Consider the following 16736-nt stretch of genomic DNA (forward strand, 5'->3'; position numbering starts at 1 on the left):
TGTGCGGGGTGAGGCGCGTGTTCGCGGAAATCAGGCCGTCCGGCGTTGCGGCGCAAGCACGCCGCCCGCGTCGTCCAGCACGCCGAACATCCGGCAGGCGGCGACTTCGCCGATGACCAGCACGGCAGGGCTGCGCAACCGGAAGGTCTGGGCATCGGACGCCATGCTGGCCAGCGTCGACGGACAGACCCGCTGGCCGGGAAGCGACGCGCGCTCGATCATCGCTACCGGCGTGTCCGGCGCCATGCCGGCGGCCAGCAACTGGGCGGTCATGTCGAGCACCTTTGCCACGCCCATGTAGACCACCAGCGTCGTGCCGCTGCGCGCCAAGCCGGACCAGTCGGGCGTTGCGCCGTCCTGCGAATGCGCGGTGATGAGTGTAACGCCCTGGGCCATGCCACGCTGCGTCAGCGGGATCCCGGCCGACGTTGCCGCGGCCAGCCCGGCGGTGATGCCGTTTACGATTTCGCAGGCTACGCCGTGGTCGCTAAGCCACTGCGCTTCCTCGCCGCCGCGGCCGAAGATGCAGGGATCGCCGCCCTTGAGCCGTGCCACGCGCAGGCCCTGGCGGGCGTAGCGCAGCATCAGGCGCTGGATGAAGTCCTGCGGCGTGGAGCGGCAGCCCCCGCGCTTGCCCACGCGCACGATGCGGGCGTTGGGGCAGTGCTGCAGAATCTCGGGGTTGACCAGGTCGTCGACCAGGACCACGTCGGCCCGGGCAAGCGCCTTGACGGCTTTCAAGGTCAGCAGCTCGGGATCGCCGGGGCCGGCGCCGATCAGGGACACGGTGGGATTCGTGGCGGGCATGGTCGTCTCGTTTCAGGAGGTCAGGGCCTGGACCACGATCACGATGGCCAGGATCAGGCTCAGGCCTTTCCAGAAAGCCACCGGATTGCGTTCCAAGAGGGGCAGGCGTTCGCCGCCGCGCACGTCGGGCGGATTGCGCAGCGCGTGCGTGAATTCGGACAGCTCGGGCGTGCGGTGCTGCGGGTCGGGATGCAGGGCCCGGCTGAGCACGCTGTCGATCCACGCCGGGATTTCGCGTTCCCGGTCCAGCACCGACACGTAGGTCAGCCGTAGTTGCGCGGCGCGGCTGCGCGAGCGCGCCACCTCGGCGCCGTAGGGCAGGCGGCCGGACAGCATCTGGTACAGGATCGCGGCCAGCGAATAGATGTCGGACCGCGTCGTGCCGGCTTCGCCCAGGAAGTACTCGGGCGCCGCATATTGGGCGGTGCCCAGCACCGGCATGGCGTCGTCGCCATCGGCGCCCAGTTCCTGGATGCCGGCCGTCCGGGCCGAGCCCAGATCGATGATCTTTGCCGTGCCGTCGGGCGTGATCAGAATGTTGTCCGGCCGCAGATCCTGATGCACGATCTCCAGACGGTGAAACGCCTGCAGGCCGCGTGCGATCTGCTCGATGATGGCGATTGCCGGTTCCAGCGCCGGACGCGGATTGGCCGCCATCCATTGCGTCAGCGTGCGGCCTTCGATGTATTCGCTGACGGTGTAGAGCGAGCGGCGCTGCCGCGTGCGCGGCCAGGCGCGCACGACGTGGCGGCTGTCGATGCGGCGTGCCAGCCATTCCTCGGTCAAAAGGCGTTCCAGATAGGCGGGGTCGTGCCGCAGGTCCAAGGAGGGGATCTTGATGACGACGGTGTCGCCGCTGTCGAGGTCTTCGGCCACGTAAACGTGGCTGCGGCTGCTGGCGCGCAGCTCGTCCGTGATGCGAAAGCCTTCGAACGTCTGACCCACGTCCAGCAACGGCGGACAGGGCAGGCTGCCGGAATACTGCGCCATCTCAGCGGCCTGGCGCGCGGGCAGGGCGTCGACGCGCACGATTTGCATGGTCAGGTTGTCGTCGCTGCCGCGGGCAAGCGCCAGCGCGACCAATGCGCGCGCGGCGGCGTCCAGATCGCTGGCGTTGGCGGCCACGGCCTCGCGCAGATCGTCGTCGCCGACATGCTCGTACACGCCATCGGTCGCCAGCAGGAACACGTCGCCGGGTTCCACGGCCTGGGTGTGATAGTCGATTTCCAGATGCGGCGCCAGGCCCAGCGCGCGGCCCAGGTAACTTTTGTCGTGCGCGACCCAGACGCGATGGTCCTCTGTCAGTTGCTCGATCGCGCCATCCCGCAGGCGATAGATGCGCGCGTCGCCGATATGCAGGATGTGCGCGGTGGCGCCCTTGAGCACCATCACGGTCAGCGTGCAGACGTAGCCGCTGTCCTGGTCCTGCCCATGGCGCTGGCGGCTTTGCGAATGCAACCAGGCGTTGGCCGCGCTGAGCACCTTCTGGGCCGACTTCTTCACCGACCAGGTCTCGGGCGTGCAGTAATAGTCTTCCAGAAAGCTGGCCACCGCCGTCTCGCTGGCGATGTGACTGACGTTGCTGCTGCTGATGCCGTCGGCCAGCGCGATGGCGATGCCCTTGGCGCCCAGCAGCGGCTCGCCCGGCACGCACAGCCCGTGGAAGTCCTGGTTGACGGACTTGACGCCGGGATCGGTGTGCTGGCCCACCGCCACTTTCAGCGAGGCGGCGGGCGCGCCGGGAGAGTAGCCGTCCATGCTGACGCGATCAGTTGAAGCGGCGCTTGGGCGCGGTCTTCATGTGCGTGGTGTAGAGCGTCAGGCCCGTCAGCGAGATGCCGCCGATCAGGTTGCCCAGCACCACCGGGATTTCGTTCCAGATCATGTAGTCCATGATCGAGAAGTTGCCGCCCATGATCATGGCCGACGGGAACAGGAACATGTTGACGATGGAGTGCTCGAAGCCCATCGCGAAGAACAGCATGACGGGCATCCACATGGCGATGACCTTGCCGCTGACGGTGGTCGAGATCATGGCGCCCACGACGCCCAGCGACACCATCCAGTTGCACAGCACGCCGCGGATGAAGATGGTCAGCATGCCGCCTGCACCGTATTCCTTGTAGCCCAGCGTGCGGTCTTCGCCGATGTGCGAGATGACCTGGCCGACCTTGTTGGGCGGCACCGAAAAGCCGTACGTGAAGACGATGGCCATCAGCACGGCGACGGTCAGCGCGCCCAGGAAGTTGCCCACGAAGACCTTGCCCCAGTGCTTGAGGATGCCGCCCATCGTGACGCCGGGCCGCTTGTCAAAGAGCGCCAGCGGGGTCAGTACGAATACGCCCGTCAGAAGGTCGAATCCCATCAGGTACAGGATGCAGAACCCGACGGGAAAGAGCGCGGCGCCCAAGATGGGCGAGCCGGTCTGCACCGTGACGGTGACGGCGAAGACCGCGGCAATCGCGAGGATGGCGCCGGCCATGAAGGCGCGGATCAGGACGTCGCGGGTTGCCATGTAGAGCTTCGATTCGCCGGCATCCACCATCTTGGTGACGAACTCGGAGGGAGCGAGGTAGGACATGATGTTTCCTGTTGCTGTGCTGATGTGATGAATACGTTTGCGGCGGTCGTCAGGCGATTTCGACCGCGTCGCCGTTCAAGCGCACCTGCCAGGTCTGCAGGCGCTGCTCGGGAAATTGCACGCAGCTGCCGTCCGCCAGCCGGAAGTGCTGCTTGTAGAGCGGAGACGCCACCACCAGGTCGCCGGCCAGCTGGCCCACGATTCCACGGCCGATGACGTTGGCGCCGGACTTCGGGTCGCGGTTCGACACGGCGTACAAGGTCTGGCCCTCGGCGTCGGGCAGGTAGAACAGCGCGACCTGCGCGCCGTCGACCAGGGCGACGACGCCGGAGTTGGCGACGAGGTCCTGGCGGTTGCACGCGTGGCGCCAGGCGGGGTGGATGTTGGGCAGCGCGGCCATCAGACGATCTCCTCGGCAATCGGGATGACGCGCTGGACGGCGCGCGCCGGGGCCGGACGGGGCTGGCCACGTTCCTGAACGAACTGGATGTCGGGGTCGCCCTGGCTGTCGTTGACGAAGGTGCGAAAGCGCTTGAGCTTTTCGGGGTCGCTGAGGGCGTTGGCCCATTCGCATTCGTAGCGGTCCACCACCAGTTGCATCTGCGCTTCAAGCTCGGCGCCCAGGCCCAGGCTGTCGTCGATCACGACCGCCTTCAAGTAGTCCAGGCCGCCTTCCAGCGACTCGCGCCACACCGACGTGCGCTGCAGCTTGTCGGCCGTGCGGATGTAGAACATCAGCACGCGGTCGATGTAACGGATGAGGGTGGCGTCGTCCAGGTCGGTGGCAAAGAGCTCGGCGTGGCGCGGACGCATGCCGCCGTTGCCGCACACGTACAGGTTCCAGCCGTTCTCGGTGGCGATGACGCCGATGTCCTTGCTTTGCGCTTCGGCGCATTCGCGGGTGCAGCCGGACACGGCGAACTTCAGCTTGTGCGGGGCGCGCAGGCCTTTGTAGCGGTGCTCGATGTCCAGCGCCATCTTCACGCTGTCCTGCACACCGAAGCGGCACCAGGTGCTGCCGACGCAGGACTTCACGGTGCGGGTGGACTTGCCGTAGGCGTGGCCCGTCTCGAAGCCGGCGGCGATGAGTTCCGACCAGATGCCGGGCAGCTCGTGCAGTTGCGCGCCGAACAGGTCGATGCGCTGGCCGCCCGTCACCTTGACGTACAGGTTGTATTTCTTGGCGACCATGCCGACGGCGATCAGGCCGTCCGGCGTGACTTCGCCGGCCGGCATGCGCGGCACCACCGAATAGGTGCCGTTCTTCTGCATGTTGGCCATGAAGGTGTCGTTGGTGTCCTGCAGCGGCACCAGGTGCGGGTCCTGGATGGGCCGGTTCCAGCAGGACGCCAGGATCGAGCCGATGGCGGGCTTGCAGATCTCGCAGCCGACGTGACCACGGCCGTGGCTGGCCAGGATTTCTTCGAAGGTCTCGGCGCCGCTCACGCGCACGATCGCGTACAGCTCCTGGCGGGTGTAGGCAAAGTGCTCGCACAGGCTCTTGTCCACCACGACACCGCGGCTGGCCAGTTCGTGTTCGACCACCTGCTTGAGCAGGCCCGCGCAGCCGCCGCAGCCCGAGGCCGCCTTGGTGCAGGCCTTGACGCCCGCCAGGTCCGTACAGCCGCCGTCGATGGCGTCGCAGACGGCGCCCTTGCTGACGTTGTGGCAGGAGCAGATCGTGGCGGTGGCGGGCAGGGCGTCCACGCCCAGCAGCGGCGCGGCCTGGCCTTGCGGCAGGATCAGGCTGGACGGATCGGCGGGCGGTGCGATGCCGTTCTGCGCGTATTGCAGCAGCGTGTCGTAGTAGCTGTTGTCGCCCACCAGCACCGCGCCCAGGACACGCTTGCCGTCCTCGGAGATCACCAGGCGGCGGTAGCTGGAGCCGGCCTCATCGATGAAACGGTAGCTGCGCGAGCCGGGCGTGGCGCCGTGCGCGTCGCCAATCGACCCCACGTCCACGCCCAACAGCTTGAGCTTCGTGGACATGTCGGCCCCCGAAAAGGCCTGTTCCGGCGCGCCGCACAGCTCGGCCGCGACAATGCGGGCCATCTGGTAGCCGGGGGCAACCAGACCGAATACCGTGCCGTTCCACGACGCGCATTCGCCGATGGCGTAGATGTGTTCGTCGCTGCTGCGGCAGCGGTCGTCGATGGCGACGCCGCCGCGCTCGGCCAGCGCCAGCCCGGCCTTGCGCGCCAGGAACACCTGCGGACGGATGCCGGCCGAGAACACGATCAGGTCGGTTTCCAGCGGGGCGCCTTCGGCAAAGCGCATGCGGTAGCGGTATTGCGTGCCCGGCTTGATGTCCTGCGTGGCGCGCGACAGGTGCACGCCCACGCCCAGCGCCTCGATGCGCGCCTTCAGCGCCGCGCCGCCGGCCTCGTCCAATTGCACCGGCATCAGGCGCGGCGCGAATTCGACCACGTGCGCTTCCAGGTTCAGCGACTTGAGCGCGTTGGCCGCTTCCAGCCCCAAGAGCCCGCCGCCGACAACCACGCCGCGCCGCGCGCCGCTGGCGGCTTCGCGGATCAGGTCCAGGTCGTCGATGCTGCGATACACCAGGCGCGAATTGCCCTCGGCGCCCGCGATGGGCGGCACGAAGGGATAGGAGCCCGTCGCCAGCACCAGCTTGTCGTAGGCGAAGCGGCCATTGGCGGTGATGACTTCCCGCACGTGGCTGTCGATGTCCAGCACGGGCTCGCCCAGGCGCAGCGTCACGCCGTCCTGCTCATACAGCGAGGCCTCGCCCAGCGCCATCGACTCGGCGTCGCGTCCGTTCAGGTACTCGGACAGATGGACGCGGTCATAGGCGCGGCGGGTTTCTTCGCCAAAGATGGTGATGCGATAGCGCTCGAGGGCGCCGCGGGCGATCAATTGCTCGACGCAATGATGGCCCACCATGCCGTTGCCGATGACAATCAGCGTCTGCAAGGAATCGGAGGTGGCCGCTGCATTCATGGGATTTCCCCAGGCTTGGATTTTCGGTTTCAAAAGACAAACGGCGCCCTGGACCTTTCGGTCGGGGCGCCATTGCCGGTACTGCTCACGTTGTCTTGCCGGGTTTGCACCCGCACATAGGCAATTAAGCAAAGTCCATGCCAGGTATGTCGAGGCGCGATGTGTCGGGGGAGATTCCCTTGCGATTCATAGGGAAGGAGGGCGGTGCGAAGGCGCGATGAGGTTCAGCGGCCCATCCGCGCGGATCCGCGCGCGTGCTTCGTATCGGTGCATATCCGTGTGCGCCCTGCACCCGTTTGGCGCAGCGCAGCATGAATGGCCGTCGGGACGTGCGGCGGCCGACAGCCGAATCAGGCGAATGCCGCCTGCACCGCGGCAAAGGCGGCCGCGACGAGCGGATCGTCGCGCCGCGCCGCCTGGGTGATGAAGGACAGCTCTGCCTGGATCGACAGGCCTTTCACGAGTTGCAGGCCGCTGGATTGCGATTCGCGCAGCGCGATGGCGTCTCGCGCGAGGGACAGGCCCACGCCCGAGCGCACCAGATCCAGCATCGAAGCCTCCTGATCGACCTCGGCCACCGCGTGCGGCGTAATGCCCAGGGCGTCGAACTTGTCGGACAGCAGGCGGTGGTGGACCGAATCCGGCGGGGTCCAGATCCACGGCAGCGCCGCGATTTCCGCCCAGCCCCGTCCCGCGACCTGCGCGCTCCAGCTTTTCGGGGCGACGACGTAATAGGAAAAGGAAGCCAGCGGTTGGGCGTGCAGACCGGAGGGCTGGCTGCCGTCCCCGGCGTGTGGCCCCAGAAAGAACCCCACGTCCAATTCTCCGGCGCGCACTTGCCGGCCCACCGATCCCGACATGCCGTGCCGCAGGGTGGGGCGGATCTTCGGGTAATGCTCGACCAGATACTGCAGCGTGGCGCCCAGCCGCAGGAATTCCGGGTCCAGGATCGTCCCGATGCGCAATTCGCCCTGCACCGTATCGCGCAACGCGCCGATGGCGCGCTGAAAGTCATCCAGCGCGTCCAGCACCCTTTGCGCCGAAGGCAACAACGCCCGCCCATCCGCGTTAGGCGCCAACCCTTGCGCCGTCCGCGCAAACAGCGTCAGGTCCAGCGACTCCTGAAAATTTTTGAGCTGCAGGCTGAGCGCAGGCTGTGTCAAATGCAGATGCTCGGCCGCGCGCGTCAAATTACCTTCGCGCGCGACGGCGGCAAACGTGCGGATGTGCTTCAGGTCCATGGATGCTCCCGGAAATCGCGTTGGAGGGTGTCAGACACCTCATTCAGTCCTACAAAATCAGGGGTGTCTGACCCCCACCCACACCCGACCAAGCGTGGAAACTGCCGAGCATTATTAGAGACGCTAATAATCCCCTTTTCAACATTTCATTGGACAGCCGCCCCGTCCTGCGCCAGAGTCTTGCCAGATTCCCGGCGCGCGTCCAACGTCGTAGCCGGGGCGGCTCACCGTGGCGGCGTTCGATTTGGACCCGCAACTTGATAAGAAGAGCTTATGGAGACATACGACTACATCATCGTGGGCGCGGGGTCGGCCGGCTGCGTGCTGGCCAACCGCCTGAGCCGCGACCCTGCCGTGCAGGTGCTGCTGCTGGAAGCCGGCGGGCGCGACAACTATCACTGGATTCATATCCCCGTCGGTTACCTGCACTGCATCGGCAACCCGCGCACGGACTGGATGTACCGGACGGCCGAAGAGCCGGGGCTGGGCGGGCGCTCGCTCATCTATCCGCGTGGCCGCGTGCTGGGCGGATGTTCGTCCATCAACGGCATGATCTACATGCGTGGCCAGAAGCAGGACTACGAGGACTGGGCCGCGCTGTCTGGCGACGCGGCCTGGAGCTGGGATCAGGTGTTGCCGGTCTTCAAGCGCAGCGAGGACTATCACCGGGGCGCTGATGAATTCCACGGCGCGGGCGGCGAATGGCGCGTGGAGTCGCAGCGCCTGCGCTGGGACATCCTGGAAGCCTTCGCTTCGGCGGCCGAACAGGAAGGCATCCCGCGCGTGCAGGATTTCAACCGCGGCGACAACTTCGGCAGCGGCTATTTCGAGGTCAACCAGCGCAGCGGCTGGCGCTGGAATACTTCTAAGGCGTTTCTGCGGCCGGTGCGCAAGCGCCCGAACCTGCATGTGATGACTGGCGCGCTGGCCGAACAGCTTGAATTCGATGAAAAGCACTGCCTCGGCGTGCGCGTCAACCAGAACGGCCGCGCGACGTCGTTGCGCGCGCGGCGCGAAGTGGTGCTGGCGGCCGGTGCGGTGAACTCGCCGCACCTCCTGGAAGTCTCCGGCATCGGCGAGCCCGCGCGCCTGCGCGAAGCCGGCATCACGCTGCGCCACGCCTTGCCCGGCGTGGGCGAGAACCTGCAGGACCATCTGCAATTGCGCGTCATCATCAAGGTGAACGGCGTCAAGACGCTGAACCGTATCGCGTCCACGTGGCTGGGCAGGGCGGGCATCGGGCTGGAGTATCTGGTGAGCCGCAGCGGTCCGATGAGCATGGCGCCGTCGCAATTGGGCCTGTTCGCCAAATCCGATCCCGGGCAGGACCGCGCCAACGTCGAATTCCACGTGCAGCCGCTGTCGTTGGGGGCGTTCGGCGAACCCCTGCATGGTTTCGACGCCTTCACCGCCAGCGTCTGCAACCTGCGCCCCACGTCGCGCGGCAGCGTGCACGCGACAGGGCCGGCGGGGCATAAGGGCAGCGAAGCCCCCCTCATCCGCCCCAACTACCTGAGCACCGACGACGACCTGCGCGTGGCTGCCGACTCCATTCGCCTGGTGCGCCGCATTGCCGCCGCGCCCGCCTTGCAGCGATACCGGCCGGACGAATGGCTGCCGGGTCCGGCATTCCAGACCGAAGAAGAATTGCGCCAGGCGGCGGGCAAGATCGGCACCACTATCTTCCACCCGGTGGGCACCTGCGCGATGGGCCGGGACGCCGACAGCGGCGCGGTGGTGGACGCGCGGCTGCGCGTGCATGGGCTGCAAGGCCTGCGCATCGCCGACGCGTCGATCATGCCGCGCATCACCTCGGGCAACACCAATTCGCCGACGATCATGATTGCGGAGCGCGCGGCGGACATGATCCGGGAAGAGGCGGGGGCGGCGCGATAGCCGTCCGCCAATGACAACAAGCCGCCCGGTCAGGGGCGGCTTGCCTGGACACGCGCGAATGCGGCGGGTCTAACGCAGCGACCGGTATGTCTCCTGACGCTGCGGATGCGTCAGGATCACCTGCCAAAGCTGCCCTTCGCGCGACCGGAAAAAGCCCGCGCAGCACATCAGGTAGTACTTCCACATCCGGTAGAAGCGGGTGCCGTAGCGCGACTCCAGCGTGGGCCAGGCCTGCTCGAAGCGGTCCCACCATGCCATCAGCGTGCGATCGTAGTCTGCCCCGAAGTTGTGCCAGTCCTCGACGATGAACCGGCCTTCGACGGCCGTCGCGATTTCGCGCGCCGACGGCAGCTTGCCGTTGGGAAACACGTAGCGGTCGATCCACGGATCGGTGCTCTGGCTGGTGGCCGCGATACCGATGGTGTGCAGCAGGAAAATGCCTTCGGGCGCCATCAGCCGCTGCACGTTGGTGAAGTACGTGTCGTAATTCTTCGGCCCGACGTGCTCGAACATCCCGACCGACACCACCTTGTCGAAGCGGCCTTGCAGATCGCGGTAGTCCTGCAGCAGCAGCTCCACGGGCAGGCCTTTGACGCGTTCCTGCGCCAGGGCCAGTTGCTCCTTGGATACGGTCACGCCCGTGACCTTGACGCCGTAGCGCTCCGCCGCGAACTTGGCCAGTCCGCCCCAGCCGCAGCCGATGTCCAGGAGCGTCTCGCCTTCCTTCAATTGCAGCTTGCGGCAGATCATGTCCAGCTTGGCGACCTGTGCCTCCTCCAGCGTCTGGGCGTGTTCCCAATACGCGCAGGAGTAGATCATCCGGCTGTCCAGCATCGCCTCGAACACGTCGTTGCCGGCGTCGTAATGCTGCTCACCGACTTCAAACGCCCGATGCTTGGACTGAAGATTGAACAGCTTGTGGCGCAGGTGCTCGGCAATCAGCTTGATGCGCGCCACGCCCAGCGCCGCCGATCCCATGTCGGCACGCAGCAGGCGGGTGAAGAGCTCGTCCAATTGGTCGCAGTCCCACTCGCCGTCCATGTACGACTCGCCCAGCCCCAACGACCAGCTGGCGAACACCCGCTCGTACATATGCTTGTCATGCACCTGCATGTCCCAGGGCCGCGTGCCGTTGATCTGCACGTCGGCGCGCGCCATCAGGTCCTGCAGGATTTTCGGAGGGGCGGGGGGAGGGGGAACGACGCTGGGTTGACCGGCAGGCTGCTCGGTCAGCGGGGTGATGGGACTGCTTTGCTGCATACGGACTCCATATCAATTTTGGGATGACTGATCTGGCAATGCCTGAAGCTTTTTACTGTGCGCCTTGAAAGGTATGCAACTCCAATTTAATGATTGCATCGGGCCCATAGCCAACGGCAATGCGCGGCGGGCCGGGCGGAAAGCGGGCGAAGGACGGGCGCTCGGAGAATGCAAGGATCGTAGCCACGACCGCCGGGATAGTCCAGAGCAGGCCGCACCGGCGTTGCATAACCGATAAGATAGCGGCCAAAGTGGCGCGGCCGTGCCGGCGCGCGCCGATCGTGGAGCCTATCGAAGTGGATGCCAGCCTGGAACCCCGTTTGGAATTCGTCACGTGCGCCAGCCCGGCGGGCCTGCACCGCATGGCCTATTGGGAATGGGGCGATCCCGCCAATGACCGCGTGCTGCTCTGCGTACACGGTCTGACCCGCAGCGGGCGCGACTTCGACGCGCTGGCGCGCCGGCTGGCGGGCACGTACCGCGTGGTCTGCCCCGACGTGGTCGGCCGCGGCCGGTCGGATTGGCTGGTCAATCCGGCGTTCTACACCGTGCCCCAGTACGTGTCCGACATGGTGACGCTCATCGCGCGCCTGCGCCCGGCCAGCCTGTCGTGGGTCGGCACGTCGATGGGCGGGTTGATCGGCATGGCGTTGTCAGGCGCCGCCGCGTTCGCCAAGGCCATGCTGGCAATGCGCCCGCATGCCGGCATGCTGCCGCCTGACCAGGGGCTGCGCCTGGACAAACTGGTGCTCAACGACGTGGGCCCGCGTCTGGAAAACGGCGCCCTGTCGCGCATCGGCCAGTACGTGGGCGCGCCTGGTGAATTCGCCACCTTCGAAGAGGCCGTGGCGACGATGCGCGCCAACTCGGAAACCTTCGGTCCGCATACCGACGACCAATGGGCCGAGCTGGCCAAATACCTGTACCCGGCGCAGGGCGGCAAGTGGGTCAAGCACTACGACCTGGCCATCGCCCAGGCGCTGGCGGCCCAGACGCCCGAAGAACTGGCGGCGGGCGAGCAGATCCTGTGGCGGTCGTATGACGCGCTGGACTGCCCGATCCTGATCGTGCGCGGCGAACTGTCCGACCTGCTGACGCGTGCCACCGTCGAAGAAATGCGCCAGCGCAATCCGCGGGCCCAGGCGCTTGAAGTGCCGGGCGTGGGGCACGCGCCCACGCTGATCGCGGACGATCAGGTGAACCCGGTGGCGGAATTCCTGCTGGCATGAACGGCCGGGCGGCAATGTGGGGACGGCACCGCGCTAGGCGTGCCGCCGGGCCTTCTCTACAATAGCCGGATGAAATCGCCCACCCTGAACATCGACCTGCATTGCCATTCCACCGTTTCGGATGGCGCGCTCGCGCCCCGGGACGTGGCGCAGCGGGCGTTCGCCAATGGCGTCGATGTCTGGGCACTGACGGATCACGACGAAGTGGGCGGCATCGCCGAAGCTTCCGCTGCAGCAGAAGAGCTGGGCATGCGCTTTGCCACCGGCGTCGAAGTCTCTGTCACGTGGGCCGGCCTGACCGTGCATATCGTCGGCCTGCGGTTTGATCCCACCAACGCGGCGCTGGTCGAAGGCCTGCGCAAGACCCGCTCGGGACGCGCGGCCCGCGCCAAGCGCATCGGCGACCGCCTGGCAGACATGGGCATGCCCGGCGCCTACGAAGGCGCGCTGCCGTTTGCCGGCAACCCCGAACTGATCAGCCGCACGCACTTTGCGCGATACCTGGTGCAAGCCGGTTATTGCCCCGACGTGCAAACCGTCTTCAACAAGCATCTGGGCGACGACTGCCCCGGCCATGTGCCCATGCAATGGGCCACGCTGGCCGACGCCGTGGGCTGGATCCGCGGCGCGGGTGGCCAGGCCGTCATCGCCCACCCGGGCCGCTATAAGTACACGCCCTTGCAGTTTGCCGCGCTGTTCGACGAATTCCTGCAATTGGGTGGCGTGGGGATCGAGGTCAACACGGGCAGCCACACCGTGGAAGAAGCCCGCCAGTACGCCGAGGTGGCGCGCCGCTATGGCTTTCTGGCCTCGCGCGGCTCGGACTTCCACAGTCCCAAGGAAAGCCGGATGGACCTGGGCCAACTGCCGCCGCTGCCATCCGACCTGAAGCCGGTCTGGCACGACTGGTTCTGACGCGGGCGGCCCGCGCCGCTCATTCCGAAAGCTTCGACAGTGATCGCGCCATCGCGATGCAACCGCCATGAATAAAGCCTTTGTTAAAGAGTCCGACCATGAGGACGACGACGATCTGCCGCAGGCCCAAGCGTTGCCGGCCGGCACCAAGAACTACATGACGCCCGAGGGTTACGAGCGCCTGCGCGGCGAGCTGACCCAGCTCATGAATGTGGAACGCCCGGCCGTCGTGCAGGTGGTGTCGTGGGCCGCGTCCAACGGCGACCGCTCGGAAAACGGCGACTACCTTTACGGCAAGAAGCGCCTGCGCGAGATCGACCGCCGCATGCGGTTCCTGACCAAGCGGCTGGATATTGCCGAAGTCGTGGACCCCAAGGCCCAACCCAACCGCGACCAGGCGTTCTTTGGCGCCACGGTCGTCTACGTGGACAAGGCCGGCGAGGAACACACCGTCACCATCGTCGGCGTGGACGAGGCCGAGCCCCTGGCCGGCAAGATCAGCTGGATCTCGCCGGTGGCGCGGGCGCTGATCAAGGCGCGGGAAGGCGACACGGTGGTGCTGCGCACGCCGGCTGGCATCGATGAGCTGGATATTCTGGAAGTCAGCTATCCGGAATAGGGAAGTCAGACGCCCCAAAAGATAACGGGCGCCGGTTGTGGCCGGCGCCCGTTTGGTGGGCGGGATTCTAGCGTCCCTGCCTCGGTTGGCGGCTTGCGCCGCCGGTTCCCCTGGGGCTTGCTGCGAAACTTTCGCGGTTTGCTTCTTGCGGGTTACTTCTTGCGTTCTGCGATCGACTTTTCGGCCTTGTTGACCAGGTCCTCGCCGATCTGCTTCTTCCACTTTTCATAGACCGGCTTGGTGGCCTTCACGAACGCGTCGTGATCGGCCTGCGACAGCGTCGTCACCGTCACGCCGTGGCCGGCGATTTCCTTGAGCAGCGACGGGTCTTCGGGCGTGACGCCCTTGCGCGCGATCACGATCTGCTGCTTGCCGGCGTCCAGCGCGGCCTGACGCACGATGTCGCGATCCTTTTCCGACCAGGAATTCCAGACTTCGCGGTTGACCACGAAGATCAGCGGATCGGCCACGTAGTTCCACAACGTCAGGTACTTCTGACCCACGGTGTAGAGCTTGGAGCCCGTGTAGATCGACAGCGGATTCTCCTGGCCGTCGACCGCGCCGCTGGCCAGCGCGGGTTGCGCGTCCGCCCAGCTCATCTGCGTGGGATTGGCGCCCAGTGCGGTGAACGTGTCGATGTACAGCGGCGACCCGACCACGCGCAGCTTCATGCCCTTCATGTCCTCGGGCCGCTTGATCTCACGCTTGGAGTTGCTGACCTGGCGGTAGCCGTTTTCGCCCCAGGCCAGCGGCACCACGCCGGCCTTTTCGATGAGCTTGAACATGTCCTTGCCCACGTCGCCTTGCACCAGCGCGTCGATGGCGGCGTAGTCGGGCATCAGGAAGGGCAGCGAGAACAGGTTCAGCTGCTTGACCTGCGGCGACCAGTTGATGGTCGAGCCCACGGCCATGTCGATCACGCCCTGGCGGATCGCCGTGAACTCGCGGGTCTGGTCGCCCTGTACCAGCGAGGTGCCGGGGTAGACCTTGATGTTGATGCGGCCTTCGGTGCGCTCGCGCACCAGGTTCGACCAGATCTCGGCGCCCTGGCCCCACGGGAACGTGGTGCCCACGACGATGGAGAGCTTGTACTCGGGCTTGTAGTTCTGCGCATGCACGGGCGCCATGCCCACCACGGCTGCCGCGCACAGCGCCGCGCCGATCAGGTTGCGGAATTTCATGTTGCGTCTCCTCTCTCTGCGAGTCTTTCTGTTGTTGTCATCCATGGCCGGGAACCCTTGCCGGGCCGGCCCCGTCCAGCCTCCCTCAATAACCCAGCTTGCGCGGCAGCCACAGCGCCAGTTCGGGAAACACCAGCACCGCGACCAGCACCATGAACATCGCGCCCAGCAGCCACACCACCCAGCGCACGGTCGATTCCATCGGCACGCGCGCGATGCGGCACGACACCATCAGGTTCACGGCCAGCGGCGGGGTGAACTGGCCCAGCGCCACCTTCAAGGTCAGGATCACGCCAAACCACACCGGATCCCAGCCGTAGGCATTGGCGATCGGCATGAGCAGCGGCACAAAAATCAGAAAGATGGAGATGCCGTCCAGGAACATGCCCACGGTCATCAGCAGCAGGATCAGCAGCGCCAGCACGCCCCATTCGCCGAGGCCGGAATTGACAATGGCATGCGTGATCGGGTCGATCACGCTCAGCGTCGACAGCGCCCACGCGAAAATGCCGGCCAGCGTCACCACCAGCATGATCACGGCGGACAGCTCGGCGGCTTCGCGCAGGATGGTGTAAAGATCGCGGAACTTGATGGTGCGGTGAATGAAGCCGCCCACGAACAGACCATAGAACACCGCGACGACGGCAGCCTCGGTCGGCGTGAACCAGCCCATCCGCATGCCGCCCAGGATCAGCACGGGGGCCGCCAGCCCCCAGGACGCTTCGCGCAGGCTCTTCCAGAACGGCGGGCGGGGCAGGTGCGCTTCCAGCGCGCCCATCTTGAACTTGCGGCTGAGCCAAACGGCCGGAATGATCAGCGCAAAGCCAGCCAGGATGCCTGGGATCATGCCGGCCGCAAACAGCGCGGGCACCGATGCGCCCGGCACCAGCACGGAATAGATGATGAAGGCCACGGATGGCGGGATCAGGATATCGGTGGCGGCGCCGGCGGCCACCACGGACGCCGAGAACGACCCCGGATAGCCGGCGCGCGACATCGCGGTGATCATCACCGCGCCCACGGCCGCGGCGCAGGCCGGTCCAGACCCCGAGATGCCGCCCAGAAACATCGCCACCGCAATCGACACCAGCGGCAGCATGCCCGGACCGCGTCCGACAATGGCGATCGCAAAGTCCACCAGCCGCTTGGCCACGCCCGAGCGGTCGAAGATGGAGCCGACCAGCACGAACATCGGAATCGCCAGCAACGGGTACTTGGCCAGGCCGGCATAGAAGTTTTGCGGCACCGTCAGGAGGCCGTACCAGGGCGTGTCCAGGTTGGTCAGCACGATCGCCACCGTGCCGCCGATGCCCAGCGCGACCCCGACGGGCACGCCGATGATCATCAGGACGATGAAGACGGTAAAGAGAATGGCGGCGATCATCGCTGGGCTTCCTGGCCCGGCGCGCGCACGAGGCGGCGCAGCGTGCCGAGCGTGCGCAGCGAAATCGCGGCGGCCATCACCGGCAGCCAGATCGAATACCACCAGGTCGGCACGCCGATGGCCGGCGAGGTTTCCTCGTAGATGTATTCGTCGTAAACCAGTTTGACCGACAGCACGGTCAGCAGCACGAAGAATCCCAGCACGCAGCCGTTCGAGATCAGCGCCATGATGCGCTGGCGGCGCGGCGAGCCCGAGTCCGCCAGGATCTCGATGCGGATGTGATGATTGCGCACGAACGCGACGCTGCCTCCGGCCATCGTCAGCACGATCAGGAGGAACACGGAAATCTCTTCCGTCCAGGCGAACGATTGATCGGTGAAGTAGCGCACCAGCACATTCAAGAAGGTGATGATGGCCAGGGTCGCCAGCAGGATCACGGCCAGCCAGTCCTCGACGGCCAGCGGCACCTTTACGGCGGGATCTGCTTCTACGGGGATGATCGGTTCTACGGGCTCGGCGGGGGCTTCGGAGCGGGACATGTGAGGCGGCGGCCAGCGGGCGCCGAAAGGCGCTTTTCTTGTTGGAAGGGTCGCTGCATCCTACCGTTGCGCTGCCGGGCCAGGTCTTCGTGTTTTCCCGCAATGCGGGGTCGAAGCAACATG

Annotated in this window: 14 protein-coding genes; 4 read left to right on the forward strand and 10 right to left on the reverse strand. The window is 66.3% G+C overall.

Annotated elements, in window-relative coordinates; all coding sequences use genetic code 11:
* Positions 1–30 precede the first annotated feature (30 nt).
* The 6 genes from cobA to MHZ91_RS03755 all read right to left on the reverse strand — a co-directional run bounded on the left by cobA (position 31) and on the right by MHZ91_RS03755 (position 7590).
* Complete coding sequence (gene cobA / locus MHZ91_RS03730) at positions 31–807, reverse strand: uroporphyrinogen-III C-methyltransferase (protein WP_239212525.1); 777 nt, start codon at positions 805–807, stop codon at positions 31–33.
* Between the two features lie 12 nt (positions 808–819).
* Entirely contained in the window at positions 820–2565 is a 1746-nt protein-coding gene (locus MHZ91_RS03735; protein WP_239212527.1) for a bifunctional protein-serine/threonine kinase/phosphatase, read from the reverse strand.
* Positions 2566–2575: 10 nt separating this feature from the next.
* Positions 2576–3388, reverse strand: coding sequence for a formate/nitrite transporter family protein (locus MHZ91_RS03740; protein ID WP_056562246.1), 813 nt, complete (start codon positions 3386–3388; stop codon positions 2576–2578).
* A gap of 49 nt (positions 3389–3437) precedes the next feature.
* Positions 3438–3788 carry a nitrite reductase small subunit NirD gene (gene nirD, locus MHZ91_RS03745; protein ID WP_239212528.1) on the reverse strand — a complete coding sequence of 117 codons (351 nt, stop codon included), beginning with the start codon at positions 3786–3788 and terminating at the stop codon, positions 3438–3440.
* Positions 3788–6349, reverse strand: a complete 2562-nt coding sequence (gene nirB / locus MHZ91_RS03750; RefSeq protein ID WP_239212529.1) for a nitrite reductase large subunit NirB — start codon at positions 6347–6349, stop codon at positions 3788–3790. Before nirB ends, nirD begins: the two co-directional genes overlap by 1 nt.
* Positions 6350–6699: 350 nt before the next feature.
* Positions 6700–7590: a LysR family transcriptional regulator gene (locus tag MHZ91_RS03755; protein WP_239212530.1), complete on the reverse strand. Its 891-nt coding sequence runs from the start codon at positions 7588–7590 to the stop codon at positions 6700–6702.
* A gap of 273 nt (positions 7591–7863) precedes the next feature.
* Here MHZ91_RS03755 and MHZ91_RS03760 point away from each other — a divergent pair, with 273 nt between their 5' ends.
* On the forward strand, positions 7864–9486 hold the full coding sequence (locus MHZ91_RS03760) for a GMC family oxidoreductase (RefSeq protein WP_239212531.1): 1623 nt from the start codon (positions 7864–7866) through the stop codon (positions 9484–9486).
* 69 nt (positions 9487–9555) lie between these two features.
* Here MHZ91_RS03760 and cfa read toward each other — a convergent pair whose 3' ends face one another.
* On the reverse strand, positions 9556–10746 hold the full coding sequence (cfa, locus tag MHZ91_RS03765; RefSeq protein ID WP_239212532.1) for a cyclopropane fatty acyl phospholipid synthase: 1191 nt from the start codon (positions 10744–10746) through the stop codon (positions 9556–9558).
* A 296-nt stretch (positions 10747–11042) separates the two neighbouring features.
* Here cfa and MHZ91_RS03770 point away from each other — a divergent pair, with 296 nt between their 5' ends.
* The 3 genes from MHZ91_RS03770 (at position 11043) to greB (ending at position 13509) form a co-directional block, all read left to right on the forward strand.
* Positions 11043–11975 (forward strand): alpha/beta fold hydrolase, encoded by a 933-nt coding sequence (locus MHZ91_RS03770; RefSeq protein ID WP_370647781.1) that lies wholly within the window; start codon positions 11043–11045, stop codon positions 11973–11975.
* 69 nt (positions 11976–12044) lie between these two features.
* On the forward strand, positions 12045–12890 hold the full coding sequence (locus MHZ91_RS03775) for a 3',5'-nucleoside bisphosphate phosphatase (RefSeq protein WP_175121140.1): 846 nt from the start codon (positions 12045–12047) through the stop codon (positions 12888–12890).
* Between the two features lie 67 nt (positions 12891–12957).
* On the forward strand, positions 12958–13509 hold the full coding sequence (greB, locus tag MHZ91_RS03780) for a transcription elongation factor GreB (protein ID WP_056319052.1): 552 nt from the start codon (positions 12958–12960) through the stop codon (positions 13507–13509).
* A gap of 152 nt (positions 13510–13661) precedes the next feature.
* On the opposite strand, the gene MHZ91_RS03785 is transcribed toward greB, so the two are convergent.
* The 3 genes from MHZ91_RS03785 to MHZ91_RS03795 form a co-directional block, all read right to left on the reverse strand.
* Positions 13662–14690 carry a DctP family TRAP transporter solute-binding subunit gene (locus MHZ91_RS03785; RefSeq protein ID WP_218344222.1) on the reverse strand — a complete coding sequence of 343 codons (1029 nt, stop codon included), beginning with the start codon at positions 14688–14690 and terminating at the stop codon, positions 13662–13664.
* Positions 14691–14775: 85 nt separating this feature from the next.
* Positions 14776–16074, reverse strand: coding sequence for a TRAP transporter large permease (locus MHZ91_RS03790; RefSeq protein ID WP_239212533.1), 1299 nt, complete (start codon positions 16072–16074; stop codon positions 14776–14778).
* On the reverse strand, positions 16071–16613 hold the full coding sequence (locus MHZ91_RS03795) for a TRAP transporter small permease (RefSeq protein WP_239212534.1): 543 nt from the start codon (positions 16611–16613) through the stop codon (positions 16071–16073). The genes MHZ91_RS03790 and MHZ91_RS03795 overlap by 4 nt, the downstream gene beginning before the upstream one ends.
* Positions 16614–16736 lie beyond the last annotated feature (123 nt).

It is taken from the genome of Achromobacter sp. ACRQX, from assembly GCF_022346505.1.
Classification (GTDB): domain Bacteria; phylum Pseudomonadota; class Gammaproteobacteria; order Burkholderiales; family Burkholderiaceae_B; genus Achromobacter; species Achromobacter animicus.